The organism is Blautia sp. MCC269 (assembly GCF_018785655.1).
In the GTDB taxonomy this organism is placed as follows: Bacteria; Bacillota; Clostridia; order Lachnospirales; family Lachnospiraceae; genus Blautia_A.
In genome coordinates, this window is sequence record NZ_WQQE01000043.1 from 1 (window position 1) to 25,325 (window position 25,325).

Genomic DNA, 25,325 nt, shown 5'->3' on the forward strand with positions numbered 1-25,325 from the left:
GTGCGCCTTCCGGGCGCAAGCAGGGAATAGTCCCTTATAGGGACAGAGCAAGCCACCCGCTAAGCGGGTGGTCTTGACTTATGGTATACTGATATCAGTTTGATATAAGATAAACGAGAGGATAAATAGATGGAAAAAAAGATCGTTCAGGTTCAGGAGAGAACTCAGCAACTGATCCGGCAGTTATTAAATGTCTGGGAAAGTTCTGTACGGGCAACCCATGATTTTCTTTCGGAAGAAGAGATCATCAAGATCAGGGAATACGTTCCCATGGCAATAGAAAATGTAGAATATCTGATCATTGCGGAAAAAGAATTCGGAGAGCCTGTTGCATTTATGGGAATTGACAGTAATCGGCTGGAAATGCTCTTCCTTTCTCCGGAGGTCAGAGGAAAAGGGCTTGGAAAGCAGCTGCTTCAGTACGGTATTGAAACTTATAACATTCAGGAACTCACCGTAAACGAACAGAATCCCCAGGCAGTCGGCTTTTATGAGCATATGGGATTTCAGACATATAAAAGAACGGAGTATGATGAGGAAGGGAATCCGTATCCGCTTTTGTATATGAGGCTATCCAGATAAGCAAAAGGTTTATTTGTCTGTTAACAGGTACAGGATGCGGGATTTACCAGTGGTGTATTGATATTGTGTTGATAAAGTCGAAAGGAAAGGATAACAATGAACTGCCAGAAACTGATCAATCAGATAAAAGAATATAAGCCTTATAACGAGCAGGAGGAGAGAGATAAAATCCTGATCCTGGACTGGATCAGAAATAATGAGAATGCTTTTTCCAGAGAAAATACAGTAGCCCATATGACGGCTTCCGCCTGGGTTGTGAACAGGGAGCGAACCAGAGTTCTTATGGTATATCACAATATTTACAACTCCTGGTCCTGGCTTGGAGGACATGCGGATGGGGAGACGGATCTTCTGTCTGTTGCGATCCGGGAGGTAAAGGAAGAAGCCGGAATCTCCAATGTTCATCCGGTGTCCGAGGAGATTTTTTCTATGGAATCCCTGACTGTAGATGGTCATGTGAAAAAAGGAAAATACGTATCCAGCCATCTGCACTTTAATATCACATATTTCCTTGAGGCAGACCCGGAAGAAGCGGTTTCCATAAAAGCAGATGAAAACAGCGGCGTAGCCTGGTTTTCACCGGAAGAAGCATTGGAGAGATCTACAGAACCGTGGTTTGTGGAGCATGTTTATAGCAAACTTTTGGAAAAAATGAAGGATGTGAAGGGGAACGGTAAATGAAAATTGCACTTGTACAGATGAGTATGGGAAAGGAAATATCCGAGAATCTTGATAAAAGCCTGAAATACTGTGATATGGCAGAAAACTGTGATCTGGTCTTTTTTCCGGAAATACAGCTGACACCGTTTTTTCCGCAGTATCACAATATATGTGTGGATCATTACTGTATAGATATGGATAATGATGCACTGATAAGATTGTGCCAGAAAGCCAGGGAGCATCGATATTATTTATCACCAAATGTCTATCTGGAATCAGAAGGAGCCAGATACGATACTTCTCTTTGGATCTCCCCGGAAGGAAAAATCCGAGATACTGCAAAAATGGTCCACATCGCACAGAATGAAAATTTTTATGAGCAGGATTATTATACACCGGCGGAGGACGGCTTTAAAGTTTTTGCCACACCATTTGGAAAGATCGGCATTGTAATCTGTTTTGACAGACATATGCCGGAAAGCATCCGTACCTGTGCAAAAAAAGGTGCAGACCTGATCATAGTCCCGACTGCAAATACAAAAGCAGAGCCAATGGAAATGTTTGAATGGGAAATGCGGGTTCAGGCCATGCAGAACCAGGTTTTCATTGCCATGTGCAACCGTGTCGGAACAGAAGATAAAATGCAGTTTGCCGGGGAATCCATCGTGATCGATCCAAGAGGGAAAGTCCTTGCAAAAGCAGATGACAGGGAGCAGTTACTGGTGTGTGATATTGATCTGCAGGAGGTAAAAAAAGTCAGAAGCAGCCTGGATTATTTATCCCTTCGAAGACCTGAGCAGTATGAGTAATAAAGGAGAAACAAAAAATGGCAAAACTATATTTCAGATACGGGGCGATGGGAAGCTCGAAATCTGCCAATATTCTGATGGTTCGTTATAATTATGAAGAACGTGGGCAGTATGCGGTGTTGCTGAAACCAAGAACAGATAACAGAGATGGAGAGCACGAGATCCAGTCCCGCATAGGTCTGGCGGCTCCGGCTGAATATGTGGACGATTTTATGAAAAAAATTTCGGAATTATGGGATACCAGGGAAGCAGAATATCTGTATCACGGAAAAAAAGTAAATGCCATTCTGGTGGATGAAGCACAGTTTCTTTCCCCGGAAGAAGTCGATACATTATCAGATATTGTGGATTTTTATGAGATTCCGGTTCTCTGCTATGGCCTTCGTACAGACTTTTTGAACCACCTGTTTCCCGGTTCCAGGCGACTGATGGAAATAGCAGATGTTATCGAAGAAGTTCCCACTGTCTGCTGGTGCGGGAAGCGTGCACAGTGCAATACCCGATATTCCAACGGAAAGATTGTGCGGGAAGGTGCCCAGATCATGTTGGGATCAAATGAGAGCTATGTGGCGCTTTGCAGAAAACATTATAAAGAAGGGAAATTGTGGAAATGAGATAACATCCTGAACACAGGTCGCGAAGCGGATTGCGAATGTCCTCTTTACGCACGGAAGAATATGATACTTCAAAGCCAGATAAGTCAAAACGTCTTATCTGGCTTTTTTGCAATGAATCCGATTGTAATAAGGATTATCGTTAACACCCATGAAATCGGGAACGCATAATACAGAATATTTAACTGATGATAATGTCTGAAAACCGTACAGATCCATACAATGCGAAAACAGCAGGTTCCAATAATAGTAGCAACAGCCGGGTACAGGGAATGTCCGGTACCTCTTAATACGCCTGCCGGGATCTCGTACAGGTTGCACAGCGGTTCGAAAAAAAGAATGCACAGGATACGAAGGCAGGCATTTTGTATCACTGTTTGATCTGCAGAAAAAAATCCTACAAAAAAATTCCGGAATATGACAAGTGGTTCAATAAGGATCAGACTGCTCACAATAGAGAAGACCAGACATATCCGCAGAATTTTTCTGCATCGGTAAAGCTGCCTGATCTGCTGAGCAACCAATACATTGACTCCTACAGATAATCCGGATGACAGAGCCACGATCAGGGCAATAATTTTTCCGTTGGTCCCTACGGCAGCAAGAGAAGACGATGTGTCGAATAATCCTACGATCGCAGTGTCGGCTGCATTAAATAATTGCTGCAGCATACTGCTGAGGGCAATCGGAATGGTAAAAAAAGAATACTTCTGTATAAAGAACCTGTGAGCATATCGATGTTTTTTTCTGAATAGCGCATATCTTTAAATCCTTTCCCAATAATCTTGAATCATTGTAACTCAATTATTATAATAGAAAAAGCGAATATATTTGATAAATAACATCGAAAAAAGGAATGATAATAAATGGATAAGAATTTGCTGAAATATCTTGCTTTTGTAAAAACAGTAGATACAGGGAGCTTTACGAAAGCCGCAGACAGTCTGAATTATGCACAGTCATCGATCAGCAAGATGATCGCGGATCTGGAAAAAGAGTGGGGGATTTCGTTATTGCAGCGGAATAAAAAGGGCGTCTGTCTGACTTCTTCCGGCAAACAGATCCTGCCATATGTAAGAAAAATAGTAAGCGATTTCGAGGAAATACAGCAAAAGGTGAATGAGATCAACGGAATCCAGAGCGGTACTGTCAGGATCGGAACTTTTTCCAGTGTGGCGATCAACTGGCTGCCGGATGTGTTTGCAAGGTTTCAGAAAGATTATCCGGGAATTGATTATGAAATGCTTCTGGGCGATTATGAGGAAGTGGAAAAATGGATCGATGAAGGACGTGTAGACTGCGGTTTTCTGCGGCTGCCGGCAGGTGGGGCCTTTGATGTGATAAGTCTTAAAAAAGATGAATACAAGGCTGTACTTCCGGTAGATCATCCCCTTGCAGAGAAAAAATTACTGGATTATGAAGATCTGAACGATCAGTCTTTTTTGCTTCTGGAGCACGGAGGAAAAACGGAGGTATCCGAATTGCTGGAGAAGAACCATGCACATCCCAATATCCGTTTTACCACATGGGAAGATTATGCCATCATGTCAATGGTGGAGCGGGGACTGGGAGTGGGAGTGCTTCCGGATATGATCCTGAGACGAATTCCATACCAGATCGCGATCCGATCATTCAGAAATCCATATTTCAGAGAAATTGGACTGGTAATGAAAGACAGAACAAAGCTGACTCCGGCAACCAGGAAGTTTATAGAATATCTTACGATCAATGAACGGTTGGAACGGCTGTGATCTTCAACTGTGTTATTTGGTTCAATTCATTTTTACAGGAGTTGGTCAATATATTCAGCCGATTATTGCAACAAATTACGGTGGTGGAAATTGTGGTGTTATTCATCAGTGTCATGTTTTTGAAATTTTCTCAGACATCCGAGTACTCCGAAAGAATTCAGAAGATGAAGTGACTGACAGTAAATATGTTAGTTGTATAGAACATTATAGTATGGTAAACTTCAATTAATAAGAGTTGGAGGAGTGTCTATGAAATTAAAAAACGTTTTGATAGTAGTAAAAGACATCGAAAAATCGAAACAGTTTTATCATGATCTGTTTGGCTTGGATATGATATTGGATAATGATGGAAATCTGATCGAGGTAGGAACGCCGATATAATAAAAGAATCTCTGGGCAGATAAAGGGGGAAGAAATTATGTTTTATGGACTTGACCAGGTATTTAATATTTTATTTGCAATTATATTTTTCTGTGTCTTAGGAACGATGGTTTATATTTTTGTGAAAAATATCAGCACATGGAATAAAAATAACAATTCTCCCAGGTTAACGGTCACTGCTAAGATTGTTGCAAAGCGAACGAAGGTTTTCCATAATCAGCAGTCTGATGGTTTCAGCACCACTACATCAACCAGTTACTATGTGACTTTTGAAGTAAAAAGCGGTGACCGGATGGAGCTGTCTGTCGCAGGAAAGGAATATGGTCAGATGGCAGAGGGAGATGTTGGTGAATTAAGTTTTCAGGGGACCAGATTTCTTGGATTTGAGAGGAACTGAAAAAATGACGGAATATGTGGGAATTGGAGGTAAGAAGCATGAAAGAAAAAACAAATTATGGAAACTGGGTACCAGAGAAAATGCTGTATCTGATGTTTGGGCTGGCAGCAGTCTTTCTTGTAATTACTGTAGCAGCGAAGGCTGTGTTGCATAAGCCGGTGATTGCTATAGTGCTGGGGGCGCTCTGCATACTGTCACTGCTCTATGCAGTCTACATGCTGATCTGCCATGAAATTTTCGCATTTGGAAAAGGCAATATGATGGCAGGAGTCCATGAGCATCTTGTGGATTATCTTAAATGGAACGGAGAAGGGAAGCTTCTGGATATCGGATGCGGAGCTGCTGCACTTACAGTTCGCTGTGCAAAAGCGTTTCCTGAGGCCAGGATCACCGCAGTGGATTACTGGGGAGTAGAATGGAGTTATGCAAAAGAGCAGTGTGAGAGAAATGCGCGGATCGAGGGAGTTGCAGATCAGATCACTTTCTGGAAAGGTGATGCTGCAAAACTGGATTTTCCGGACGGAACGTTTGATGCTGCAGTGAGCAACTTTGTATTTCATGAAGTGCGCTCTGCAAAAGACAAGAGAGATGTGGTAAAAGAAGCGCTCAGAGTAGTAAAAAAAGGTGGAGCTTTTTCCTTCCAGGATATGTTTTCTCAGAAAGCACTGTACGGAGATATGGATGAATTTGTCCGTATATTAAAAGCAGAGGGAATCTCAGAAGTACATTACATAGGAAACCTGGAGAAGAAGCTGGAGTTCATTCCAGGTTTTGTGACAACACCGTGGATGATAAGGGGAATGGGCATTCTGTATGGAAAAAAATAAGTCAGAGACAGAATAGATAAGAGCTGTAAAAAATAGAGTTTGCACGGTTTTTTTGAAAAGCTTGGGATCAAAGAGCCGGTTTTTATAGGTGCAAGTGATGGCGGTATGGTTGCCCAGATCTACACGCAGGCGTATCCAAAGGAAGTTGGAGGGTTTATTCTGATCTCAACAGGCGGTATGGATGCAGAGACGATAAAAAGTCTCAGGAAAAAGTATTTTTTGGCACCGCTGATGCTGTTTTATATGAAGCATTGTAATTATGAGAAACCGAAACTGATCAAAGTCGGAATGGGACACAGCCGGAACGAGAGCAAAGAAGAACTTGCATATGCCAAAGATATGTTTGAAACCATTTTCAAAGATTATACCAAAGAAAAAGATGTGCATATTTCTGGTCTGCTGGCTGATCTGATGAAGCAGACGCCGGTTACGGAAACGGATTTTAGGATGCTTAAGGGAAAAATACTTCTGATACTTCCAGACCAGGATTTCTTTTCCGGAAAGATGCAGAAAGACCTTATACAACTGATGCATGATCCTGTCATCCAGTATGTTTCAGGCGGACATCTCTCTACGATCTTGAAAGCGGATGATTATGTAAAAGTGATCCGGGATTTTCTGGAAAGTATATAGAAGTGTGCATTGGGACAGGATATAGGCTTATGCTGAAATATCAGTATTAAAAGAATTGCGGGAGGAAATGATAAAAAATCATTTCCTCGCAACAAGATGCGCGCGGAAGCCTTTCTGCTTTTCCATAGTCAGTACGATGAATCCGGCTTTTTCTGCCATGGCGATGAATTCTGCAGGTTTGTGTATCTTTACATCGCCGTGTCCGAACAGATTAGCCAGGGGCATCTCCAGATGATTCATAAGCCAGACAACAAAGTTGGAGGAAGTATAGTCGCGCAGGATCAGGCGGCCGCCTTTACGCAGGACACGGTAGGTACTGTTAAAAAAGTCCTGGGGATTTGGATAATGATGAAAGCTGTTTGCACAGATAACGGCATCAAAAGAATCATCCTCAAAGGGCAGATTTTCACTGTCACCTACAAGAAATTCCGTGTTGGAGAGATTCTTGGCCTGGGCCACATGGATCATTTCAGGAGTAAGATCCAGACCGGTGTAGTGTTTATCCGGATATTTCTCATGAAGAAGTTCGATCATCGGGCCGGTTCCACAGCCGCAGTCCAGGACATCATGAAAAGATTCTTTTTCCAGTTCTGCCAGAATCGGAGGATAATCGTCTTTGCACATTTCGTAAATACCGGCATGGCCGCTGTCATAGATTTTGGCTGCCTGCGTAAATTCTTTGACAGAAAGTTTTTTATATTCTTCAGGGGTCATAGCAACGCCTCCTTGATATTGATTTGCTGTTAGATTCTACTAACTAACGGTATCATAAATTTCAGGAAAAGTCAAAAGGAATATGGTTGATAAAACATGACAGAGCTAATATTTGCGTAAGAAAGAAGTGTCAAGAAATAAAAACTTGACACTTCTTTCTTTTGCATGTTATAGTCAAACTGAGGTGGTTATATGAAAGTAAAAGAACCAGACTTAACGGAACAGATCAGAGAGATTTTTGGTACAACAGATGCTAAAGAATTAAGGCGAATCGCAGAAGATGCAGCATGCTACAGAAAAAAAGGAAATTCTGCAAACAGGAGTCCTGTCGGCAGAAAGAATTCTTTTACAGATCCACAGCTTGCGAATATCCTTGCGTTGCAGAAGCAGGGTGTGAAGATTACAGAAATTGCAAAAAAATACCATGTATCCAGACAGACGATCTACAGTCAGATAAAACGTGTGCATAATTTCAGTGAAGATCCAGATGTAAAAATGAGGATGTATTTTATGAACAGGGATTATCTGTGCACGATGATAGATATAGATTTTTTACACGAAAAAATTTATATTAAAAATTATACGGATCAGATACCATTAAGAGCATTTGGAGTTGTGGATAATCCAAGCTGGAATGATTTTGAGTATTTTCTGGAGGACAGATGTTTTCCCAGGACACGCGATCATGCAAAAGAAATCCTGAGAGATATGAGAATTCCTTTTTACGATCCACTTCTGATTATTGAAAAAACAGATGGATATATGGAAGGGGATCACCAATGGATCATGATGGTAAAAAAGGAGAGATGATTTTTATGGATAAAGTTGAAATTGATAAATATTCTCCTTTGCATAAGACAGGGCATATATCAAAAGGTGATCAACGTAAATGGAAGATTGAGAACCTGTGGTACAAGGCGGATTATATGGGATATGAGAGCCTGGCAGAGGTACTTGTTTCGAAGCTTCTGGGCTGACTGATTTTGAAGAAGTTACGGAAAGAATTCAGTATATGGTAGAACAGGTTGAACGTATAACTGAGATTGAAGGTTTTGGCAAGTATATTACGGCAATGTTGGAGATTGATGCTTTTTTTGTAAATGAGGACAGACATACCAATAATATTGCTGTGATCTATAATGAAAAAACACAGCGATATTCGCTCAGCCCTTTATTTGACCAGGGACTTTGCATATTTGCAGATACCAGTGTGGACTATCCACTAGAATTATCCTACGAGGCTTGCCTGGAAAAAATAGAATCAAAACCTTTTAGCATGGATTTTGACATTCAGCTTGAGGCAGCAGAAGAATTATATGGAACCCAGATAGATTTTAATTTTAACATTGAGGATGTAAATGCCATTCTGGATTCCGTTGCGGGGATATATTCTGAAGAAATCTGTAATCGAATTAGGGAATTGTTGCGTTATCAGATTCGAAAATATTCTTATCTGATAAAAAAATAATCAACATCATCAGGGAGGTGATGCCATGCCGTCATATAAAGAACAATTTAACCTGAATATTTTTGACCATAGTTCTGTAGGATATTGCGTGCTGGAACTTGTGCTGGACGATAAAGGACAGCCGGTGGACTGGATCTACCGTTACTGTAATCAGGCCTTTGCAGATATAAAAGACTACAGGCTGGAAGCGATGATCGATCGGTCCTTTCTGGATCTGTTCCCGAAAATTGATGAGAAGTGGTTATACGCCTGTTATGGGGCGGCATATGAGAACAGGTCCAGTGAAATGGTGATTCGAAAAGGAAAAAAATATCATGTGACAATCACACCTATCGGGAAGAGCGGATTCTGTTCCGGACTGATCCAGGCATGGGATAAGGACAGAAATCCAGATGACGAGATACAGGACCCGCTAAGCGATGAAGAATTTATCATAAGAAAACTATTTCCGGAGTACGTTTCCCTGTATCGGATAGAACTTAATTCCGAAAAATTTGAGATTCTCCGTCTTGCTGAAAATACAAATGCCAGAAAACTGGCGGACAGGAAAGACAAAACATTTGCCAATTTTGATGATTATGCGAAAGAATATGCGGATTCCTTTATTTTAGAACAGGACAGAGAAGAATTCCTGAACTGGCATACCTGCAGAAATATGAAGAGAAGGCTTTGTAATACGGAAAAGATTACCTATCATTACCAGAGCGTTTCAGAAACAGAAAAAAATAAATATTATGAAGCCTATGCGGTACAGGGAAAAAGCGATGAGAAAACATTTACCATATTTTTAGGATATCGCAGTATAGACAGTATTCTTTATAAGGAAAAAGCGACACAGAAACGACTGGAGAAAGCACTGGAGGAAGCGGAACTGAGAAACGAGATCATATCTTCCATTGCAAAAACATATCAGTATATATCAAGAATTGATATCCAGGCGGACTGGTTTGAAGAAATTTCAAACAAAGATAAAGAACAGTTGAATTTTATAAACTCCGGTGTTCTGTCAGTCAATAATAAAAAAGTATACAGACAATATATTGCGGAGGAATATCAGGAGGCATTTTTTAAATTTACAGATATTTCTACGCTGCCGGAACGAATGAAGAATGAAGAAACCATTGCCATGGAATACCGGATGAAGGATGGAAACTGGCATAAACTTCGTTTTATTGAAAAAAAGAGGGACACAAATGGAAATCTGACACATGTGCTCTGTGCGATCCGAAGTATCAGTGCGGCAAAGAAACGGGAAGCATCGCTTCTGTATCAGGTGGCGGAAGCGAAAAAAGATGCAGCTCTTAAATCCAGGTTTTTGTCAAACATGAGTCATGATATCCGTACACCAATGAACGGGATCATCGGTATGATCGATCTTGCAAACCATTATCCAAATGATCTTGAAATGCAGCAAAAATGCAGAGATCAGGTTCTGGAATCCTCCAAACATCTGGTTTCTCTTGTAAGCAATATACTGGATATGAGTAAACTGGAATCCGGAGATATTATTGAACAGGAACTGGATTTTGATCTCACAGAGGTGTTAAGCAGAGCAAATACCGATAAGCAGATTCTGGCGGAAGAAAAAAATATTGATTATGTGGTGGACTGGAAAAAAGGAAATTTAAAGCATGTATATCTGGTAGGAAACCCGGCTTATTTGGAGCGACTTCTGACGATAGTTGCGGATAATGCAGTGAAATTTACAGAACCAGGAGGTACGATACATGTATGGTGTTCAGAAAAATCTGTGGATGACAGTCATGTGATGTATGAATTTGTATGCGAGGATAACGGAATCGGCATGAGCGAAGAGTTTATAAGCCATGCGTTTGAGATGTTTTCTCAGGAAAATGAAACCAGCAGAACAAAATACGAAGGTGCGGGGCTTGGCCTTGCGATCGCTAAGAAGATCGTAGAAAGAATGGAAGGTACCATTGAGATAAAAAGCAAAAAAGGCAGTGGGACAACTGTAACAATGACACTTCCGTTTAAGATCGGACAGCCGGAAAAAAACGAAATTTCAAAAACAGATAACGGAACCAGGCAGGAAATATCTTTCGAGGGAATGTGCGCCCTGATAGCGGAAGATAATGAACTGAATATGGAAATTGCAAAATTTATGCTGGAAAATAATGGAATCCGCGTAGAGTGTGCGGCTGATGGGGAAGAAGCAGTGAAAAAATTTGAAAAAGCGCAGCCGGGGTATTATGATGTGATCTTCATGGATATTATGATGCCAAATATGAATGGCTGGGATGCGGCACGCAAGATCCGTTCCATGAAGAGAAGGGATGCCGGAACAATACCGATCATTGCCATGAGTGCCAATGCATTTTCTGAGGATATCATTAACAGCCGTATTTCCGGGATGAACCAGCATCTTACCAAACCTCTTGAGGAGGCAAAAATTTTGGCTGAGCTTAAAGAGTGTCTGAGCAGATAGGAAAGCGGCCCTGGCTCTGCTGGATCAGATCAGAAGAAAGGATAAAGACAGGATAGTGGAAATATTAAAAGCAAAAGAAACAGATATTGATGATATCGAGAGAATCTATGAACATATTCATGATGAGGAAGAAAATGGAAGAGCTGTGATCGGATGGATCCGGAATGTATATCCGGTGAGAAAGACAGCAGAAGATGCTTTGAGACGGAATGATCTGTTCGTTACGAAAGAGGAAAATGAAGTTGTGGCAGCAGCGGTCATCAATCAGATCCAGGTTGAGGAATATAAATATGCCCGGTGGAGAGTGGAAGCAGAGGACAGTGAAGTTATGGTGCTGCATTGCCTGGCTGTAGAACCTTCAAAGAAGAATAAAGGCTATGGAAAAAAATTTGTGGCATTCTATGAAGATTATGCCAGACGTTGCGGATGCAGTTCACTGCGAATGGATACCAATGCACGGAATACCCGGGCAAGAAAGCTGTACCAGAAGCTTGGATATGAGGAAACAGGGATTGTAAAATGTACGTTTAACGGGATTCCGGATATCCAGCTTGTGTGCCTTGAAAAAGATCTGGATGCAGAGGAAGTTAAGCTGAAATGCCCCTATTGCGGAAGAGAAATGTGTGAGGGTCAGATCCATTCTTTTAACCAAATCAAGTAAGTCCCCTGCTTCAATTGCGAAAAGCAATAAGCAGTAGGTGGGGACTTGCTTGTATCAGGAGGAGTGCAAGCTCCTCCTGATAAACTGCGGAGCAGTTATTTGGTGTAGAGCTACGTAGCGAAGCGGATTGCGAATATCCGCTTGACTTCCGGAATGGAATGGAGAACCAGGGGAGAGTCCATGCGGTTAAACACAGAAAAAGGTCTGTCGAAAATGATCTATGGTGACCGGATTGATGCTTATCGTTGTGAGCATTGTAAGAAAATCATTATATCTTATGAATAAACTGGACTATAATGTAAGGAAGAATGAACGATGTTATTTAAGAAAGCAAACCTGGAAGATTTTCACATGATAAAACAGTTTTACTGGGATCTTATCGATGAGATGAGTGACCAGAATGATAAGATCGGATGGAAGAAAGGAATTTATCCCACAGATTCTTTTTTACAGGAAAGCCTTGACAGAGGAGAACTTTTTGTACTGGAAGAAGGGGGTGGGCTTTGTGCAAGCGTGCTCCTGAACAGTGCCTGTAATGAAGGATATGCAGGCGTGACCTGGAGCATTGAATGTGGAGAAAATGAAATTCTTGTGCCCCATGCACTGGCTGTTTCTCCTTCCAGGCAGGGTAAAGGCATCGGCAGGTATTTCATGGAGGAAATCCTGAAACTGGCAAAAACGGAAAAGAAAAAAAGGTAAGGCTGGATATCCTGGGTACCAATACAGCTGCGGAGAGACTCTATACAGGATGTGGATTTCGTTTTGTCCAGGCAAAAGATATGTTTTATGAGGATACCGGCTGGACGGAATACAAGATGTATGAACGGGTCTTGTAAGGGATTTTTGACATAAAATAGATATTTTGGAGGTACAGGAAATGTCACTGGAAAAAGCAGAAGAATATCTGAAAAACAAAGGAATGCTGGATCATGTGATCCGACTGGAAGATTCTACGGCGACCGTTGTGGAGGCGGCCCAGGCTCTGGGCGTGGAACCGGGGATGATCGCAAAGACCATGTCGTTTCTTCAGGATGACCAGCCGGTGCTGATCCTGACGGAAGGAACTGCCAGGATCGATAACCGGAAATATAAGGATACCTTTCATGTAAAAGCGAAAATGATACCATTTGATGAGGTAGAAAGCCAGATTGGACATGCACCTGGAGGCGTTTGCCCGTTCGGGATCAACGAAGGCGTGAATGTATATCTGGATGAGAGCCTGCGGCAGTTTGACGTTGTTTATCCGGCAGCAGGAGATGATCACAGTGCCGTGAAGCTTTCCATCGAAGAGCTGGAACAGATTTCCGGAGCTGAGGGCTGGGTGGATGTATGTAAAGAATGAAAGGAATGGACTGTATTGAGGTGCAGTCCTTTTTTTGTGCCCGAAAACATAATGCAGCAGGAAAATAGATGCAGAGAAATTGTATAAAATAACCAAAAAGAAAGATAACAAATTATAAATAACCAACGAAATATAGAAAGGACCATTAAAAAAAGACATGTGTCCTATGAAAAAGGACCAATGTCACTTATACTTTGGCCTAACAAATGCGGAAGACAGAACAAAAATCATGAAAGGAGATGCCATAATGAAACGGAAAATAATGGTAGTATTATTAGCGGCGGCGATGACTGGATCGCTTGCAGGATGTGGAAGCACACAGAACAAAAATGCGGCGGATGCTTCAGAAGAGAAAATGAAAGTAGCAATGGTAACAGACTCCGGTGATATCACAGACCAGAGCTTCAATCAGATGACTTACGAAGCATGTAAGGCATGGGGAAAGGAAAATGACATTGAGTTCAACTATTACAAACCCCAGAGCGATTCGGATGAAGCCAGAACAGCAAGTGTGGATCAGGCAGTGGCAGATGGCGCGAATGTAATTGTGCTTTCCGGCTATGTGTTTGCACCGACTGTGATCGATGAATCGGATCTGTACCCGGAGGTGAAATTCCTGGCACTGGATGTAAGTGCCGGTGATATCTGCGAAAAGGGTATCGGAGAAGGATATGACTACAATCCGGATCACTATAATGTAACGGATTATTACAATGAGGATAACGTATACTGCTGTACTTATCAGGAAGAACTTTCCGGATTTATGGCCGGTTATGCGGCAGTCATGCTTGGATACCGCCATCTGGGATTTCTGGGCGGAATGTCTGTTCCGGCAGTTAACCGCTATGGCTACGGATATGTTCAGGGAGCAGATGCAGCTGCAAAAGAGCTTGGAATCACAGATGAAGTACAGGTTGAGTATGTATGTGGCGGACAGTTCTATGGAGACGCAGATATCACGGCTTACATGGATACCTGGTATGGATCAAAAGGTGTGGAAGTTGTATTTGCCTGTGGTGGAGGAATTTATACTTCTGCGGCAGAGGCGGCAGTTAAAACCGGCGGAAAAGTTATCGGTGTTGACTCCGACCAGTCCGCAACTATTGACGATTACAAAGAAGGCCTGACTGTGACTTCTGCAATGAAAGGTCTGCAGGTTACCATTGATAATGTGCTGGATGCGATCCTGGATAATGAATGGGATAAATATGTAGGAAAAATCGAAAACCTTGGAATGGAATCCCCGGATCCGGCTGAAAATTATGTACAGCTTCCGGAAGAGACCACGCAGTGGGATGGTACTTTTACGAAAGAAGATTATCAGAAGCTGGTACAGCGAATGTATAACGGAGAATATGAAGTGTTCAGCGACAGTACAACATTTCCGGAAACAGAGATCACAGCAACCGATTACGGCAGCATTAAATAATAAAACATGAATGATGAAATAAAGGAGGAAAACAATGAGCGAGTATGTGATTGAAATGTTAAATATAACAAAACGTTTTCCGGGGATTGTAGCCAATGACAATATCACACTTCAGTTGAAAAAAGGTGAGATCCATGCACTGCTTGGAGAAAACGGTGCCGGAAAATCCACGCTGATGAGTGTTTTGTTTGGATTATATCAGCCGGAAGAGGGCGAGATCAGAAAAAACGGTAAGAAAGTGGATATCCAGGATCCTAATGATGCCAATGAACTGGGGATTGGTATGGTCCACCAGCATTTCAAACTGGTAGAATGTTTTTCTGTTCTGGATAATATCATGCTGGGTGTGGAAACCACAACAAATGGCGGCTTTCTGAAAAAGGATGAAGCAAGAAAAAAGGTTGTGGAGCTGTCTGAAAAATATGGTCTTTCTGTTGACCCGGATGCGAAGATCGAAAATATCACAGTTGGTATGCAGCAGAGAACGGAAATCCTGAAAATGCTGTATCGTGATAATGAGGTCCTGATCTTTGATGAGCCTACAGCGGTACTTACTCCCCAGGAGATCAATGAGCTTATGGTGATCATGAAGAACCTTGCAGCAGAAGGTAAAAGTATTTTGTTTATTACCCATAAACTTGCGGAGATCATGGCAGTGGCAGATCGCTGCAGCGTGCTTCGAAAAGGAAAATATATCGGAACTGTAGATATCAAAGATACAACACCGGAAAAGCTTTCTGCAATGATGGTTGGAAGAGATGTAAATTTTGTTGTAGATAAAAAACCGGCGAAAACAGGAGATGTTGTATTAAGTGTAAGGAATATGACCGTTGCATCAAAACAACACAAGAACAATGCGGTGAATCATGTATCCTTTGATGTCAGAAGAGGTGAGATCGTCTGTATCGCGGGAATTGACGGAAATGGCCAGTCGGAGCTGGTATATGGCCTTTCCGGGCTGGAACCGGTAAAGGAAGGAACGATCACAATGAATGGACAGGATATTACAAACATGCCCATCCGAAGAAGAATCACTTCCGGCATGAGCCATATCCCGGAAGACAGACATAAGCATGGTCTGATCCTGGATTATTCTCTGGAAGATAACATTGTTCTGGAACGTTATTTTGAACCACAGTTTACAAACCGTTTTGGTTTCTTAAAGAGAAAAGAGATCAGAAAATATGCAAACCGTCTGATCAAACAGTATGATATCCGCTCCGGCCAGGGACCGGTCACGAAAGTACGCTCCATGTCCGGAGGTAACCAGCAGAAAGCGATCATTGCAAGGGAAATTGATAAAGATCCGAAATTCCTTATCGCCGTACAGCCTACCAGAGGCCTGGATGTGGGAGCCATCGAGTATATCCATAAGCAGATCGTTGCTGAGAGAGATGCGGGAAAGGGTGTATTGCTGGTAAGCCTTGAACTGGATGAAGTTATGAATGTTTCAGACCGTATTCTGGTCATGTATGAGGGTGAGATCGTAGGAGAATTTGACCCGAAAAAAGTATCTGTAGAAGAGCTGGGGTTATATATGGCAGGCTCAAAGAGAAAGGGGATAAAAGAGAATGGATAAAAAACAGAAACTTCTGAGAAATAATGCATTTCAGACAGTACTGGCATCGCTGATCTGCATTGTCATAGGTCTTATTGTTGGATTTGTCGTGCTTCTGATCATTTCGCCTTCCGGTGCCGGAAAAGCGATCATAGCAATTATGAAAAACTTTTTCTATTATCCGAATGCGGCAGCAGCGACGAAATATTTTGGAACAACTTTAATAAAAGCGTCAGCACTTCTGATGTGTGCGTTATCAGTAATATTTGCCTACAAAGTAGGTTTGTTCAACATTGGTGCAGCAGGTCAGTATGTGATCGGCGCAGGTGGATGCCTGTATATGGCCTTAAGATTTAACCTGCCGTGGTATATTTGCCTGATCGCAGGAGTACTTATTGCTGCTGCGGTGGGAGGAATTTCCGGTGCATTAAAAGCATATTTGAATGTAAACGAAGTAATTTCCTGTATTATGCTAAACTGGATTTCTCTTTACAGCGTAAATATGTTATTATCACAGGTAAAGGATGGTTCCACACCATATACAAAACTGTTATTCAGCTACAACAAAAGTGCAATGCTTCCAACAGCTGGATTAAATGAACTGTTTCATAACAAATACATGACCATTGGGGTGCCGATGGCAGTGATCGCAGCGATTATTGTATGGGTTGTGCTGCAGAAAACAAAATTTGGCTTTGAACTGAAAGCAACAGGAATCAACAAACTGGCCGCAAAATACTGTGGCATGCATGAAAAAAGAAATATTATCGTTACCATGATGATTTCCGGAGGTCTTGCCGGTTTCGGTGCGGGAATTTTCTACTTAAGCGGAATTGAACAGTGGATGGTACAGCAGACAAGTGTGCCGGGCATGGGATTTAATGGAATCGCAGCGGCATTTCTCGGTGGATTGGATCCTATCGGAACAATTTTCGCCTCCTACTTTATCCAGCATATTACTAGTGGTGGTACTTATGTGGATACAACAACATACTGTACACAGATTTCTGATCTGATCTCAGCATTTATTATTTATCTGTGTGCGTTTGTATTTTTCTTCAAGATCTGGTTTAACCGTTACCTGGATAAAAAAGAAGAAAAAAGTGTAAAGGTAAAGAAAGGAGGCCGGAAATAATATGGTATTATTAGTTCAGTATACATTAATCTTTGCATCGGTTCTGGCACTGGTTGCTCTTGGGGGCTGTTTTTCGGAGCACAGTGGAGTAATCAATATTGGCCTGGAAGGCATCATGGTCATGGGAGCCCTTGGCGGTGCCCTGGCAATGAAATTTCTTCCGGCAACCACTCCGGGAATCGTTTTGTTTATTCTGATCGTACTGGCAAGTGTTTTAGTTGGAATGGCATTTTCACTGCTTCTGGGATTTGCGGCGATCCATTTTAATGCTGATCAGACACTGGTGGGAACTGCATTAAACTTAATGGGAACTGCGGCGGCAGTTGTTATTGTAAGAGCGATCAATGTAGCGGAAAATCCGGATAATGTATCTTCTACTGTTGTATATCGTCAGGCAAAGCAGGTGTTTCTGGTAAAGATCGGAGATTTTGAGTTTAACTGGTTTATGCTGATCATTGTACTGGCAATCATTGCTTCACACATTGTATTATATAGAACAAAGTTTGGTCTTCGGCTGTGTGCATGTGGAGAGCACCCGCAGGCAGCGGATTCCGTAGGTATTTCTGTTTACCGAATGCGTTATGCAGGAGTGCTGATCTCCGGAGCACTTGGGGGCCTTGGGGGTCTGGTCTACATCACGGCGGGTGTAAGTGAGTGGAAATTTGAGAATGGGGTGGCAGGTTTTGGATTCCTGGCACTGGCGGTTATGATTTTTGGACAGTGGAGACCGGTGAATATCGGACTGGCAGCATTGTTATTTGGATTTTTCCGTGCGCTGTCAAACGTGTATACCGGATTTGCGCCGCTTGTGGCATTAAAACTTCCAAGCAGTTTGTATAATATGCTGCCATACATTATTTCTCTCGTTGTTCTTGCCTTTATTTCCCAGAAATCAAGGGCACCGAAAGCGGAAGGAATTCCTTATGATAAAGGACAAAGATAAAATGAGACCAGGTAAAAAATTAAAAGAGGATATATAAAACAAAAAAAGAGAGGATGACAGATATGAAAAATTATTCAGAAGACGCAAGCAGACAGTATCATATTCAGGTAGCAAAAGGAGAAGTGGGACGTTACGTTATTTTACCGGGAGACCCGAAACGCTGCAAAAAGATCGCACAGTATTTTGATGATCCGGTTTTTGTGGCAGATAACCGGGAATATGTAACCTATACCGGAACACTGGATGGAGTGAAGGTAAGTGTAACATCCACCGGAATCGGAGGACCGTCTGCTTCCATTGCAATGGAAGAACTTTATCGATGCGGAGCAGATACTTTTGTCCGGATCGGAACCTGTGGTGGAATGCAGCCGGAGGTAAAGAGCGGAGACATTGTTGTTGCAACCGGTGCGATCCGTATGGAAGGTACCAGTAAAGAGTATGCACCTATCGAATTCCCGGCTGTGGCAAATCTGGAAGTGATCAATGCACTTGTGGAAGGTGCGAAAAAAGAAGGCTGTGAATTTCATACAGGTGTGGTACAGTGTAAAGATGCATTCTACGGTCAGCATGAGCCGGAGACCAAGCCGGTCAGCTATGAACTGATGAATAAATGGGAAGCGTGGAAGCGCCTCGGATGCCTTGCTTCTGAGATGGAATCTGCTGCTCTTTTTGTAGTAGCAAGCCATTTAAGAGTACGTGCAGGTTCCTGCTTCCTGGTGCTTGCAAACCAGGAAAGAGAAAAACTGGGACTGGATAATCCTGTTGTGCATGATACTGATAAGGCGATCCAGGTTGCAGTACAGGCGATCCGGGAACTGATCCGTGCGGACCAGTCACAGAAAAAAGGAGAATAAAGATGAATGTAAATGAAATTTTAAAACATGTAGATCACACCCTGCTTCTGCAGGGTGCAACCTGGGAGGAGATCCGACAGATCTGTGATGACGGGATCAAATACCAGACTGCTTCTGTATGTATTCCGCCGTGCTATGTAAAACAGGCCAGCGAATATGTGCAGGGGAAGGTGGCAATTTGTACAGTGATCGGTTTTCCAAATGGAAATATGACCACAAAAACGAAGGAATTTGAAACAAAAGACGCCATCGAAAACGGGGCGGATGAAATTGATATGGTGATGAATATCGGATGGCTTAAAGATAAAAAATATCAGGATGTTGAACAGGAGATCCGTACTCTGAAAGAGGCATGCGGGGATAAAATCCTGAAAGTGATCATCGAAACCTGCCTGCTGACAGAAGAAGAAAAGATTAAAATGTGTGAGCTTGTGACAAATGCAGGGGCAGATTATATCAAAACTTCTACCGGATTTTCTACAGGAGGTGCAACTTTTGATGATATCCAGCTGTTTGCAAAACACGTAGGAGAAGGTGTGAAGATCAAAGCGGCAGGTGGTATTTCAAACATGGACGATGCGGAGAAATTCCTTACTCTTGGAGCAGACCGTCTTGGAACCAGCAGAATTGTGAAGATCGTGAAGAAAGAAGAAGGGGCAGGATATTAAAGAGGATAAATATTATCTGATTTTGGACTGCGGAGTATGAAGCTATAACACAGTGAAATGGAAACATTCACTTTATTCAGGAAAGGTGGGAAAATCATGGAAAAGAAACAGATTGAAGAAATGATCGATCTGGCGATCAGACAGCTGGATTATTCGTATGTGCCATATTCGCATTTTCATGTAGGCGCGGCACTTCTTGCAAAAAATGGTACCTATTATACCGGGTGTAATATAGAAAATGCTGCCTATACCCCAACGAACTGTGCAGAGAGAACTGCTTTTTTCAAAGCGGTCAGTGAGGGCGTGAGGGAATTTCAGGCAATCTGCATTGTGGGCGGCAAGGATGGCGTTCTTACAGAATATGCGGCACCGTGTGGGGTGTGCAGACAGGTTATGATGGAATTCTGTGATCCGGAAACCTTTCAGATCATACTGGCAGTCAGCAAAGATAAATATGATATTTTTACTTTAAAGGAACTTTTACCACTTGGATTTGGACCGGCTAATCTGGCCTGACAGAAAGGAATGTGCTTATGGAAACTTATAAGAGAGTATTTGTGATCGTTCTGGATTCACTTGGAATCGGGGCAATGCCGGATTCCGAAAAATTTGGTGACAAAGGTGTGGATACATTTGGACATATCCTGGATAAGATGGGAACTCTGGATATTCCAAATCTTCAGAAGCTGGGGATGCTGAACCTGCATAAAGGCGGCAGGATGGAAGGCGTGGAGAAACCGATGGGGCGTTATATGCGGATTGCGGAAACCAGCAATGGCAAGGATACCATGACCGGACACTGGGAAATGATGGGAATTAATACAAAAAAGCCGTTTATTACTTTTACAGAGACAGGATTTCCAAAGGAACTGATCCAGGAGCTGGAGAAAAGATGCGGTAAGCGTGTGATAGGAAACAAGAGTGCCAGCGGTACAGAGATCATAGAAGAACTCGGTGAGGAAGAGATAAATACAGGCGCCATGATCGTCTATACATCTGCAGATTCTGTAATGCAGATCTGCGGAAATGAGGAGACGTTTGATCTTGCAAATCTGTATCGTTGCTGTGAGATTGCCAGAGAACTGACCATGAAAGACGAGTGGAGAGTTGGAAGAGTTATTGCAAGGCCTTATGTGGGAAAGAAAAAGGGTGAGTTTAAAAGAACCAGCAACCGCCATGATTATGCACTGAAGCCCACAGGAAGAACAGCGCTCAATGCATTGAAAGATGCAGGCCTTGATGTGATCGGTGTTGGGAAGATCAACGATATTTTCTGTGGCGAGGGAATCACAAAGACTTATCACTCGGACAGCTCTGTACACGGCATGCAGCAGACCGTGGAGATCTGCAAAGAAGATTTTCATGGACTTTGTTTTGTAAACCTGGTGGATTTCGATGCTCTGTGGGGACACAGAAGAAATCCGGAAGGATATGGACATGAGATCGAGAAGTTTGATAAAGGACTTGGTAATCTTATGAATGAAATGCGGGAGGATGATCTTTTGATCCTGACTGCAGATCACGGAAATGATCCCACCTATACAGGAACGGATCATACCAGAGAATATGTTCCGTTTCTTGCATATTCAAAGAAAATGAAAGAGACGGGAGCTATTGAGGACCAGGATACATTTGCTGTGATCGGCGCCTCTGTTGCAGAGAACTTCGGGGTAAAAATGCCCGAGGGCACCATCGGGAAATCAATCCTGGAGAAGCTGAAATAAAAAAATAATATACTGGCAGAGAAATGAATATGGGAGAACGGTATTTATATCAGAAATGTCCCTTTTTAAAAGAAGTAGGCCAGGAAAGAAGGGAGCAGTTTGAAACATATTTTCGGACTGCTCCTGACTGGCTTATTGATGCATTTGTTGTGGAAAAAATGAAAAAAGGGACAACATTTATCCGAGAGAATAATCCGGCAGATACGATTTATTTTATTATAGAAGGACTGATCGTGGCTACAGATTACCGGGTACTTGGGATCAGCTATGATTTTATGCAGTTTCGAAAAATGTATGCGTTTGGCGGAATGGAATTTATTATGGATCTGGATGTCTATAAGACCTCACTTCGAACGGTGACAGACAGTATTGCGGTAAAAATTTCAAGGCCAATGTTTGAGAAATGGATGTATTCAGACATAAAGGCATTGAAATATGAAAGCCAGCAGATGGGAGAATATCTGCTGGAACAGGCAAGAAATGAGCGTATCTTTCTTTTGATGAACGGGACGGATCGCTTGTGCCTGCTGCTAGTCAATCACTATGAGCAATATCAGAAAAAAGGAGTGCTCTGTGTAAAAGAAGGACAGAAAAGCCTGGCAGATAAGACAGGAATGTGTCTGAAAAGCATAAACCGCGCAGTAAAGAGGCTTTCTGAACAGGGACTGATCGAAAAACAGGGGAACAAGCTCCTGGTGGGAAAACAGCAATATGAAGAAATGAAGGCGCTGATTTCGGAAAAGACGGATATGGAATAAAGAACAGGTATTGATAAAAATAAACTATGCTTTGCAGGCATGATTTACAAGCGAAAATAGGTATTAGACAGAATCCTGTGTGAAAGCTAAAATAAATGTGTAAAAAAGATTTTCCGGGAAATAAGAAGAACTGAATTGGGCAGAGCAGAATGGGAATGTCTGCTTTGCAAAACAGGAGGGCATTGTTTATGAAAAAAGCAATTGTAATGGCTGGAGTCTTATTTGCACTGACAATGACTGCCGGGTGCGGAAGCCAGAACCAGGATCATGCAGCAACAGCGGAATCAGACGTAACAGAAAATGAAGAAGAGGCTTTGCAGGATAACGAAAACACAGAAAAATCATCGAAGGTTCTGGTTGCATATTACTCAGCAACCGGAAATACGAAAGCAGCAGCTGAAACAATTGCAGATGCAGCCGACGGAGAATTGTTTGAGCTGCAGCCGGCAGAGGCATATACTACAGAAGACCTGGATTATAATGATCCGGAAAGCCGTGTCTGCAAAGAACATGCGGATCCGGATCAGATCCAGAACTGGGTAGGAAGTCTTGATCTGTCAGAAAAATAAACAAGAGTCAAAGGAACGTGGAATTTATGAAGATTATAATTTTGCAGGGAAGTCCCAATAAAAAAGGCTCTACCAGCATCCTGGCGGAAAGTTTTGCAAAGGGAGCTGTGGAGGCTGGACATAAAGTGGAACGGTTTGACCTTGCGAAGATGAATATTCATCCATGTATCGGATGTGTTGCATGTGGTTATGAAGGTCCATGTGTTCAGAAGGATGATAATCAGCAGATCCGGGAGGCAATCCTGGGAGCGGATATGGTGGTGTTTGCAACTCCGCTGTACTATTATGGAATGTCCGCACAGCTTAAGATCGTTGTGGACAGATTTTGTGCATATAACAGTAGTCTCCATGGAAAACATATGAAATCCGCACTTCTCACTGTGGCATGGAATGCGGATAACTGGACGTTTGAAGCTCTGGAAGCTCATTATAAGACGTTGGTACGTTATTGTGGATTTAAAAATCAGGGAATGGTGCTGGGATACGGCTGCGGAAGCCCGGACATGACGAAAAGAAGTCCGTATGTAGAAGAGGCGTATCAGATGGGAAAAAATCTCTGATGCTATAATGCAGAGAGATGCAAAGCATTAAAGGATTGAAAAGTAATCACCTGGACGATGATATTACAGTTCGGGCGATTACTTTTTTGGTTACCTACAAGGAATGACAAAAATAAAAAATGCCGAAAACCCCTGAAATACAAGAATCTTCGACACTTATTAATAGCAGGGGATGAGAGAATCGAACTCCCACCAAAGGTTTTGGAGACCCCTATCATACCATTTGACCAATCCCCTATATTCGGTTGTGTTTTCATCACTGTTGAAATTATACATATAAAACATACAATTGTCAAGAGATGAAAGTGTTTTTTATACATAAAATATAAATAAAAATTCTTCCTGATATCTGGCTGATAAAAAGACAACAGTAAGCGGAGATGGAGGGATTTGAACCCTCGCGCCGGTTGCCCGACCTACCGCATTTCGAGTGCGGACCCTTCAGCCACTTGGGTACATCTCCAGGTAGTTCCAGATTTTTTTGGAATCTTTTGCGAAAACCTTTATTATTATATAAGGTATCCGGGTAAAGGTCAATCTTTTTTGAAACTTTTCTTTCTGTATTATTGACGAATCTTCCAGACTATAATAAGATAATGAGATAAAGTGTACAGACAGAAGTGGATGTGCAGAAATGGAGGGAATTATGAGCGACAAGAAATCAGCGATTCTTAAGGCTGCCAAAGGTCTTACAGAGAATTACGCTTCCGAAGAACTTTTTATGCCGAAGAGCGGCAGACGTCTGCCGAACCGTTCGGTGATCATTGATATAGTAAGAGATCTGAAATCCATTGTATTTCCGGGATATTTCAGCACAGATACCAGTGCTACCATATTTCCGGAGTATTATGTGGGACACAGACTGAATGACATTTATGACAGACTGAAGAACCAGATCGAGATTGCGCTTCTTTATCACGGAGAGGAACCGGAAGAGGCAGCAGCTCGTGCAGACAGAACCACATGTGGATTCTTTGAGCAGCTTCCGGAGATCCAGAGACTGCTTCTGACAGATGTGCAGGCCGGCTTTGACGGTGACCCTGCAGCCAAGAGCAAGGAAGAGATTATTTTTTCCTATCCGGGACTGTTTGCAATCTATGTATACCGTCTGGCACATGTTCTCTATAAAGAAGAAATTCCGTTTATCCCACGTGTGATGTCAGAATATGCACACGGCCGTACAGGAATTGATATCAACCCAGGTGCGACTATCGGGGAGTATTTCTTTATTGACCATGGAACCGGAGTGGTTGTAGGTGAGACAACAGAGATCGGAAATAATGTGAAGCTGTATCAGGGTGTAACCCTTGGAGCACTTTCCACAAGAATGGGACAGCAGCTTGCCAATGTGAAGCGTCATCCAACGATCCGCGACAATGTAACTATTTATTCCAATTCTACAGTCCTTGGCGGAGAGACCGTTGTGGGAGAGAATACCATTATCGGTGGTAATACTTTCATCACAGAATCTATCCCTGCAAATACCAAAGTCAGTGCCAAGAGTCCGGAGCTTGTGATCAAGAAACCGAAGAGCCAGGTTTCCGCCACAAATGTATGGGATTATTGACGACAAATCAAATAAATAAAAAAGTTTAAAAAATTTCAAAAAACCTGTTGACAAATAAAACAGTATGCTATATACTAATCATCGTTGTAGCGGTCAAGCGATCGGTAATCACCGAAGCGACGATGCGCGGGTGTAGTTCAATGGTAGAACACCAGCCTTCCAAGCTGGATACGTGGGTTCGATTCCCATCACCCGCTTATGCGATAGTGGCGTAGTTGGTAACGCGCGACCTTGCCAAGGTCGAGACCGCGGGTTCGAGCCCCGTCTATCGCTCT

At 42.4% G+C, this 25,325-nt stretch carries 30 protein-coding genes, 4 tRNA genes and 1 pseudogene; 31 read left to right on the top strand and 4 right to left on the bottom strand.

What is annotated here, in order from left to right; genetic code table 11:
* The first annotated feature begins 129 nt into the window (after positions 1–129).
* The 4 genes from GPK88_RS14385 (at position 130) to GPK88_RS14400 (ending at position 2,665) form a co-directional block, all read left to right on the top strand.
* Positions 130–582, top strand: a complete 453-nt coding sequence (locus GPK88_RS14385; RefSeq protein WP_118063142.1) for a GNAT family N-acetyltransferase — start codon at positions 130–132, stop codon at positions 580–582.
* Between the two features lie 96 nt (positions 583–678).
* The gene (locus GPK88_RS14390; protein ID WP_118063144.1) at positions 679–1,263 is read left to right on the top strand and encodes an NUDIX hydrolase; all 585 of its coding nucleotides are present in this window, start codon (positions 679–681) and stop codon (positions 1,261–1,263) included.
* A complete protein-coding gene (locus tag GPK88_RS14395; protein ID WP_215707978.1) occupies positions 1,260–2,051 on the top strand; it encodes a carbon-nitrogen hydrolase family protein in 792 nt (263 codons plus the stop codon). The genes GPK88_RS14390 and GPK88_RS14395 overlap by 4 nt, the downstream gene beginning before the upstream one ends.
* Before the next feature lie 17 nt (positions 2,052–2,068).
* Positions 2,069–2,665 (top strand): thymidine kinase, encoded by a 597-nt coding sequence (locus tag GPK88_RS14400; protein WP_195567166.1) that lies wholly within the window; start codon positions 2,069–2,071, stop codon positions 2,663–2,665.
* A gap of 86 nt (positions 2,666–2,751) precedes the next feature.
* Here the strand turns inward: GPK88_RS14400 and GPK88_RS14405 are convergent, their stop codons facing one another.
* Positions 2,752–3,381 (bottom strand): MATE family efflux transporter, encoded by a 630-nt coding sequence (locus GPK88_RS14405; protein ID WP_330626707.1) that lies wholly within the window; start codon positions 3,379–3,381, stop codon positions 2,752–2,754.
* 150 nt (positions 3,382–3,531) lie between these two features.
* Between GPK88_RS14405 and GPK88_RS14410 the strand changes: the two genes are divergently transcribed.
* From GPK88_RS14410 to GPK88_RS14430, 5 genes and pseudogenes are all read left to right on the top strand, one after another.
* Positions 3,532–4,416, top strand: a complete 885-nt coding sequence (locus GPK88_RS14410) for a LysR family transcriptional regulator (RefSeq protein WP_215707980.1) — start codon at positions 3,532–3,534, stop codon at positions 4,414–4,416.
* A 249-nt stretch (positions 4,417–4,665) separates the two neighbouring features.
* Positions 4,666–4,776, top strand: a pseudogene (locus GPK88_RS14415) (VOC family protein); the annotation flags it as partial.
* Between the two features lie 58 nt (positions 4,777–4,834).
* Complete coding sequence (locus GPK88_RS14420) at positions 4,835–5,194, top strand: DUF2500 domain-containing protein (RefSeq protein WP_148448121.1); 360 nt, start codon at positions 4,835–4,837, stop codon at positions 5,192–5,194.
* Between the two features lie 38 nt (positions 5,195–5,232).
* Positions 5,233–6,021 (top strand): class I SAM-dependent methyltransferase, encoded by a 789-nt coding sequence (locus GPK88_RS14425; protein ID WP_195567171.1) that lies wholly within the window; start codon positions 5,233–5,235, stop codon positions 6,019–6,021.
* 39 nt (positions 6,022–6,060) lie between these two features.
* The gene (locus GPK88_RS14430; RefSeq protein ID WP_215707981.1) at positions 6,061–6,654 is read left to right on the top strand and encodes an alpha/beta fold hydrolase; all 594 of its coding nucleotides are present in this window, start codon (positions 6,061–6,063) and stop codon (positions 6,652–6,654) included.
* 78 nt (positions 6,655–6,732) lie between these two features.
* On the opposite strand, the gene GPK88_RS14435 is transcribed toward GPK88_RS14430, so the two are convergent.
* Complete coding sequence (locus GPK88_RS14435; RefSeq protein ID WP_215707982.1) at positions 6,733–7,368, bottom strand: class I SAM-dependent methyltransferase; 636 nt, start codon at positions 7,366–7,368, stop codon at positions 6,733–6,735.
* A gap of 192 nt (positions 7,369–7,560) precedes the next feature.
* On the opposite strand from GPK88_RS14435, the gene GPK88_RS14440 reads away from it, so the two are divergent.
* From GPK88_RS14440 to GPK88_RS14520, 19 genes are all read left to right on the top strand, one after another.
* On the top strand, positions 7,561–8,178 hold the full coding sequence (locus tag GPK88_RS14440) for a helix-turn-helix domain-containing protein (protein ID WP_148448129.1): 618 nt from the start codon (positions 7,561–7,563) through the stop codon (positions 8,176–8,178).
* Positions 8,179–8,183: 5 nt separating this feature from the next.
* Complete coding sequence (locus tag GPK88_RS18960) at positions 8,184–8,345, top strand: hypothetical protein (protein ID WP_244092664.1); 162 nt, start codon at positions 8,184–8,186, stop codon at positions 8,343–8,345.
* A gap of 35 nt (positions 8,346–8,380) precedes the next feature.
* A complete protein-coding gene (locus tag GPK88_RS14445; RefSeq protein ID WP_207743763.1) occupies positions 8,381–8,836 on the top strand; it encodes a hypothetical protein in 456 nt (151 codons plus the stop codon).
* Between the two features lie 25 nt (positions 8,837–8,861).
* Positions 8,862–11,282, top strand: a complete 2,421-nt coding sequence (locus tag GPK88_RS14450; protein ID WP_173762748.1) for a hybrid sensor histidine kinase/response regulator — start codon at positions 8,862–8,864, stop codon at positions 11,280–11,282.
* Positions 11,283–11,337: 55 nt separating this feature from the next.
* Positions 11,338–11,943, top strand: a complete 606-nt coding sequence (locus GPK88_RS14455) for a GNAT family N-acetyltransferase (RefSeq protein WP_215707983.1) — start codon at positions 11,338–11,340, stop codon at positions 11,941–11,943.
* Between the two features lie 153 nt (positions 11,944–12,096).
* The gene (locus tag GPK88_RS19795; RefSeq protein ID WP_256443721.1) at positions 12,097–12,228 is read left to right on the top strand and encodes a PF20097 family protein; all 132 of its coding nucleotides are present in this window, start codon (positions 12,097–12,099) and stop codon (positions 12,226–12,228) included.
* A gap of 30 nt (positions 12,229–12,258) precedes the next feature.
* Complete coding sequence (locus GPK88_RS14460; protein ID WP_173772523.1) at positions 12,259–12,642, top strand: GNAT family N-acetyltransferase; 384 nt, start codon at positions 12,259–12,261, stop codon at positions 12,640–12,642.
* Between the two features lie 178 nt (positions 12,643–12,820).
* The gene (locus GPK88_RS14465; protein WP_148448135.1) at positions 12,821–13,285 is read left to right on the top strand and encodes a YbaK/EbsC family protein; all 465 of its coding nucleotides are present in this window, start codon (positions 12,821–12,823) and stop codon (positions 13,283–13,285) included.
* 247 nt (positions 13,286–13,532) lie between these two features.
* Positions 13,533–14,714 (top strand): BMP family lipoprotein, encoded by a 1,182-nt coding sequence (locus GPK88_RS14470; protein ID WP_173772525.1) that lies wholly within the window; start codon positions 13,533–13,535, stop codon positions 14,712–14,714.
* A 34-nt stretch (positions 14,715–14,748) separates the two neighbouring features.
* Complete coding sequence (locus GPK88_RS14475; RefSeq protein ID WP_215707984.1) at positions 14,749–16,293, top strand: ABC transporter ATP-binding protein; 1,545 nt, start codon at positions 14,749–14,751, stop codon at positions 16,291–16,293.
* Positions 16,286–17,407: an ABC transporter permease gene (locus GPK88_RS14480; RefSeq protein WP_148448139.1), complete on the top strand. Its 1,122-nt coding sequence runs from the start codon at positions 16,286–16,288 to the stop codon at positions 17,405–17,407. Before GPK88_RS14475 ends, GPK88_RS14480 begins: the two co-directional genes overlap by 8 nt.
* 1 nt (position 17,408) lies before the next feature.
* On the top strand, positions 17,409–18,350 hold the full coding sequence (locus tag GPK88_RS14485) for an ABC transporter permease (RefSeq protein WP_021976106.1): 942 nt from the start codon (positions 17,409–17,411) through the stop codon (positions 18,348–18,350).
* 62 nt (positions 18,351–18,412) lie between these two features.
* A complete protein-coding gene (gene udp, locus GPK88_RS14490) occupies positions 18,413–19,204 on the top strand; it encodes a uridine phosphorylase (protein ID WP_173772529.1) in 792 nt (263 codons plus the stop codon).
* Positions 19,205–19,206: 2 nt separating this feature from the next.
* The gene (deoC, locus tag GPK88_RS14495) at positions 19,207–19,872 is read left to right on the top strand and encodes a deoxyribose-phosphate aldolase (protein ID WP_215707985.1); all 666 of its coding nucleotides are present in this window, start codon (positions 19,207–19,209) and stop codon (positions 19,870–19,872) included.
* 96 nt (positions 19,873–19,968) lie between these two features.
* Positions 19,969–20,388: a cytidine deaminase gene (locus GPK88_RS14500; RefSeq protein ID WP_148448145.1), complete on the top strand. Its 420-nt coding sequence runs from the start codon at positions 19,969–19,971 to the stop codon at positions 20,386–20,388.
* Between the two features lie 17 nt (positions 20,389–20,405).
* Positions 20,406–21,596, top strand: a complete 1,191-nt coding sequence (locus GPK88_RS14505; RefSeq protein ID WP_148448147.1) for a phosphopentomutase — start codon at positions 20,406–20,408, stop codon at positions 21,594–21,596.
* 29 nt (positions 21,597–21,625) lie between these two features.
* Positions 21,626–22,354, top strand: coding sequence for a Crp/Fnr family transcriptional regulator (locus GPK88_RS14510; protein WP_148448149.1), 729 nt, complete (start codon positions 21,626–21,628; stop codon positions 22,352–22,354).
* 188 nt (positions 22,355–22,542) lie between these two features.
* The gene (locus tag GPK88_RS14515) at positions 22,543–22,923 is read left to right on the top strand and encodes a flavodoxin (protein ID WP_243279028.1); all 381 of its coding nucleotides are present in this window, start codon (positions 22,543–22,545) and stop codon (positions 22,921–22,923) included.
* A 26-nt stretch (positions 22,924–22,949) separates the two neighbouring features.
* Positions 22,950–23,483 carry a flavodoxin family protein gene (locus GPK88_RS14520; RefSeq protein ID WP_173762742.1) on the top strand — a complete coding sequence of 178 codons (534 nt, stop codon included), beginning with the start codon at positions 22,950–22,952 and terminating at the stop codon, positions 23,481–23,483.
* 166 nt (positions 23,484–23,649) lie between these two features.
* Here the strand turns inward: GPK88_RS14520 and GPK88_RS14525 are convergent.
* Positions 23,650–23,720 (bottom strand) — tRNA-Trp (locus GPK88_RS14525).
* Positions 23,721–23,858: 138 nt separating this feature from the next.
* Positions 23,859–23,946: transfer RNA gene (locus GPK88_RS14530), tRNA-Ser, on the bottom strand.
* 183 nt (positions 23,947–24,129) lie between these two features.
* Between GPK88_RS14530 and epsC the strand changes: the two genes are divergently transcribed.
* The 3 genes from epsC (at position 24,130) to GPK88_RS14545 (ending at position 25,323) form a co-directional block, all read left to right on the top strand.
* Entirely contained in the window at positions 24,130–25,050 is a 921-nt protein-coding gene (gene epsC, locus GPK88_RS14535) for a serine O-acetyltransferase EpsC (protein WP_118063184.1), read from the top strand.
* Positions 25,051–25,176: 126 nt separating this feature from the next.
* A tRNA-Gly gene (locus tag GPK88_RS14540) sits at positions 25,177–25,247 on the top strand.
* Between the two features lie 3 nt (positions 25,248–25,250).
* A tRNA-Gly gene (locus GPK88_RS14545) sits at positions 25,251–25,323 on the top strand.
* The last annotated feature ends 2 nt before the right edge of the window (positions 25,324–25,325 follow it).

What these genes read in the sequence shown, in the direction of transcription:
- GPK88_RS14385 (WP_118063142.1), top strand. Translation starts at nt 130, where the DNA reads ATGGAAAAAAAGATCGTTCAGGTTCAGGAGAGAACTCAGCAACTGATC.
- GPK88_RS14390 (WP_118063144.1), top strand. Translation starts at nt 679, where the DNA reads ATGAACTGCCAGAAACTGATCAATCAGATAAAAGAATATAAGCCTTAT.
- GPK88_RS14395 (WP_215707978.1), top strand. Translation starts at nt 1,260, where the DNA reads ATGAAAATTGCACTTGTACAGATGAGTATGGGAAAGGAAATATCCGAG.
- GPK88_RS14400 (WP_195567166.1), top strand. Translation starts at nt 2,069, where the DNA reads ATGGCAAAACTATATTTCAGATACGGGGCGATGGGAAGCTCGAAATCT.
- GPK88_RS14410 (WP_215707980.1), top strand. Translation starts at nt 3,532, where the DNA reads ATGGATAAGAATTTGCTGAAATATCTTGCTTTTGTAAAAACAGTAGAT.
- GPK88_RS14420 (WP_148448121.1), top strand. Translation starts at nt 4,835, where the DNA reads ATGTTTTATGGACTTGACCAGGTATTTAATATTTTATTTGCAATTATA.
- GPK88_RS14425 (WP_195567171.1), top strand. Translation starts at nt 5,233, where the DNA reads ATGAAAGAAAAAACAAATTATGGAAACTGGGTACCAGAGAAAATGCTG.
- GPK88_RS14435 (WP_215707982.1), bottom strand. Translation starts at nt 7,368, where the DNA reads ATGACCCCTGAAGAATATAAAAAACTTTCTGTCAAAGAATTTACGCAG.
- GPK88_RS14440 (WP_148448129.1), top strand. Translation starts at nt 7,561, where the DNA reads ATGAAAGTAAAAGAACCAGACTTAACGGAACAGATCAGAGAGATTTTT.
- GPK88_RS18960 (WP_244092664.1), top strand. Translation starts at nt 8,184, where the DNA reads ATGGATAAAGTTGAAATTGATAAATATTCTCCTTTGCATAAGACAGGG.
- GPK88_RS14445 (WP_207743763.1), top strand. Translation starts at nt 8,381, where the DNA reads ATGGTAGAACAGGTTGAACGTATAACTGAGATTGAAGGTTTTGGCAAG.
- GPK88_RS14450 (WP_173762748.1), top strand. Translation starts at nt 8,862, where the DNA reads ATGCCGTCATATAAAGAACAATTTAACCTGAATATTTTTGACCATAGT.
- GPK88_RS19795 (WP_256443721.1), top strand. Translation starts at nt 12,097, where the DNA reads ATGGAATGGAGAACCAGGGGAGAGTCCATGCGGTTAAACACAGAAAAA.
- GPK88_RS14460 (WP_173772523.1), top strand. Translation starts at nt 12,259, where the DNA reads ATGTTATTTAAGAAAGCAAACCTGGAAGATTTTCACATGATAAAACAG.
- GPK88_RS14465 (WP_148448135.1), top strand. Translation starts at nt 12,821, where the DNA reads ATGTCACTGGAAAAAGCAGAAGAATATCTGAAAAACAAAGGAATGCTG.
- GPK88_RS14470 (WP_173772525.1), top strand. Translation starts at nt 13,533, where the DNA reads ATGAAACGGAAAATAATGGTAGTATTATTAGCGGCGGCGATGACTGGA.
- GPK88_RS14475 (WP_215707984.1), top strand. Translation starts at nt 14,749, where the DNA reads ATGAGCGAGTATGTGATTGAAATGTTAAATATAACAAAACGTTTTCCG.
- GPK88_RS14480 (WP_148448139.1), top strand. Translation starts at nt 16,286, where the DNA reads ATGGATAAAAAACAGAAACTTCTGAGAAATAATGCATTTCAGACAGTA.
- GPK88_RS14485 (WP_021976106.1), top strand. Translation starts at nt 17,409, where the DNA reads ATGGTATTATTAGTTCAGTATACATTAATCTTTGCATCGGTTCTGGCA.
- udp (WP_173772529.1), top strand. Translation starts at nt 18,413, where the DNA reads ATGAAAAATTATTCAGAAGACGCAAGCAGACAGTATCATATTCAGGTA.
- deoC (WP_215707985.1), top strand. Translation starts at nt 19,207, where the DNA reads ATGAATGTAAATGAAATTTTAAAACATGTAGATCACACCCTGCTTCTG.
- GPK88_RS14500 (WP_148448145.1), top strand. Translation starts at nt 19,969, where the DNA reads ATGGAAAAGAAACAGATTGAAGAAATGATCGATCTGGCGATCAGACAG.
- GPK88_RS14505 (WP_148448147.1), top strand. Translation starts at nt 20,406, where the DNA reads ATGGAAACTTATAAGAGAGTATTTGTGATCGTTCTGGATTCACTTGGA.
- GPK88_RS14510 (WP_148448149.1), top strand. Translation starts at nt 21,626, where the DNA reads ATGGGAGAACGGTATTTATATCAGAAATGTCCCTTTTTAAAAGAAGTA.
- GPK88_RS14515 (WP_243279028.1), top strand. Translation starts at nt 22,543, where the DNA reads ATGAAAAAAGCAATTGTAATGGCTGGAGTCTTATTTGCACTGACAATG.
- GPK88_RS14520 (WP_173762742.1), top strand. Translation starts at nt 22,950, where the DNA reads ATGAAGATTATAATTTTGCAGGGAAGTCCCAATAAAAAAGGCTCTACC.
- epsC (WP_118063184.1), top strand. Translation starts at nt 24,130, where the DNA reads ATGAGCGACAAGAAATCAGCGATTCTTAAGGCTGCCAAAGGTCTTACA.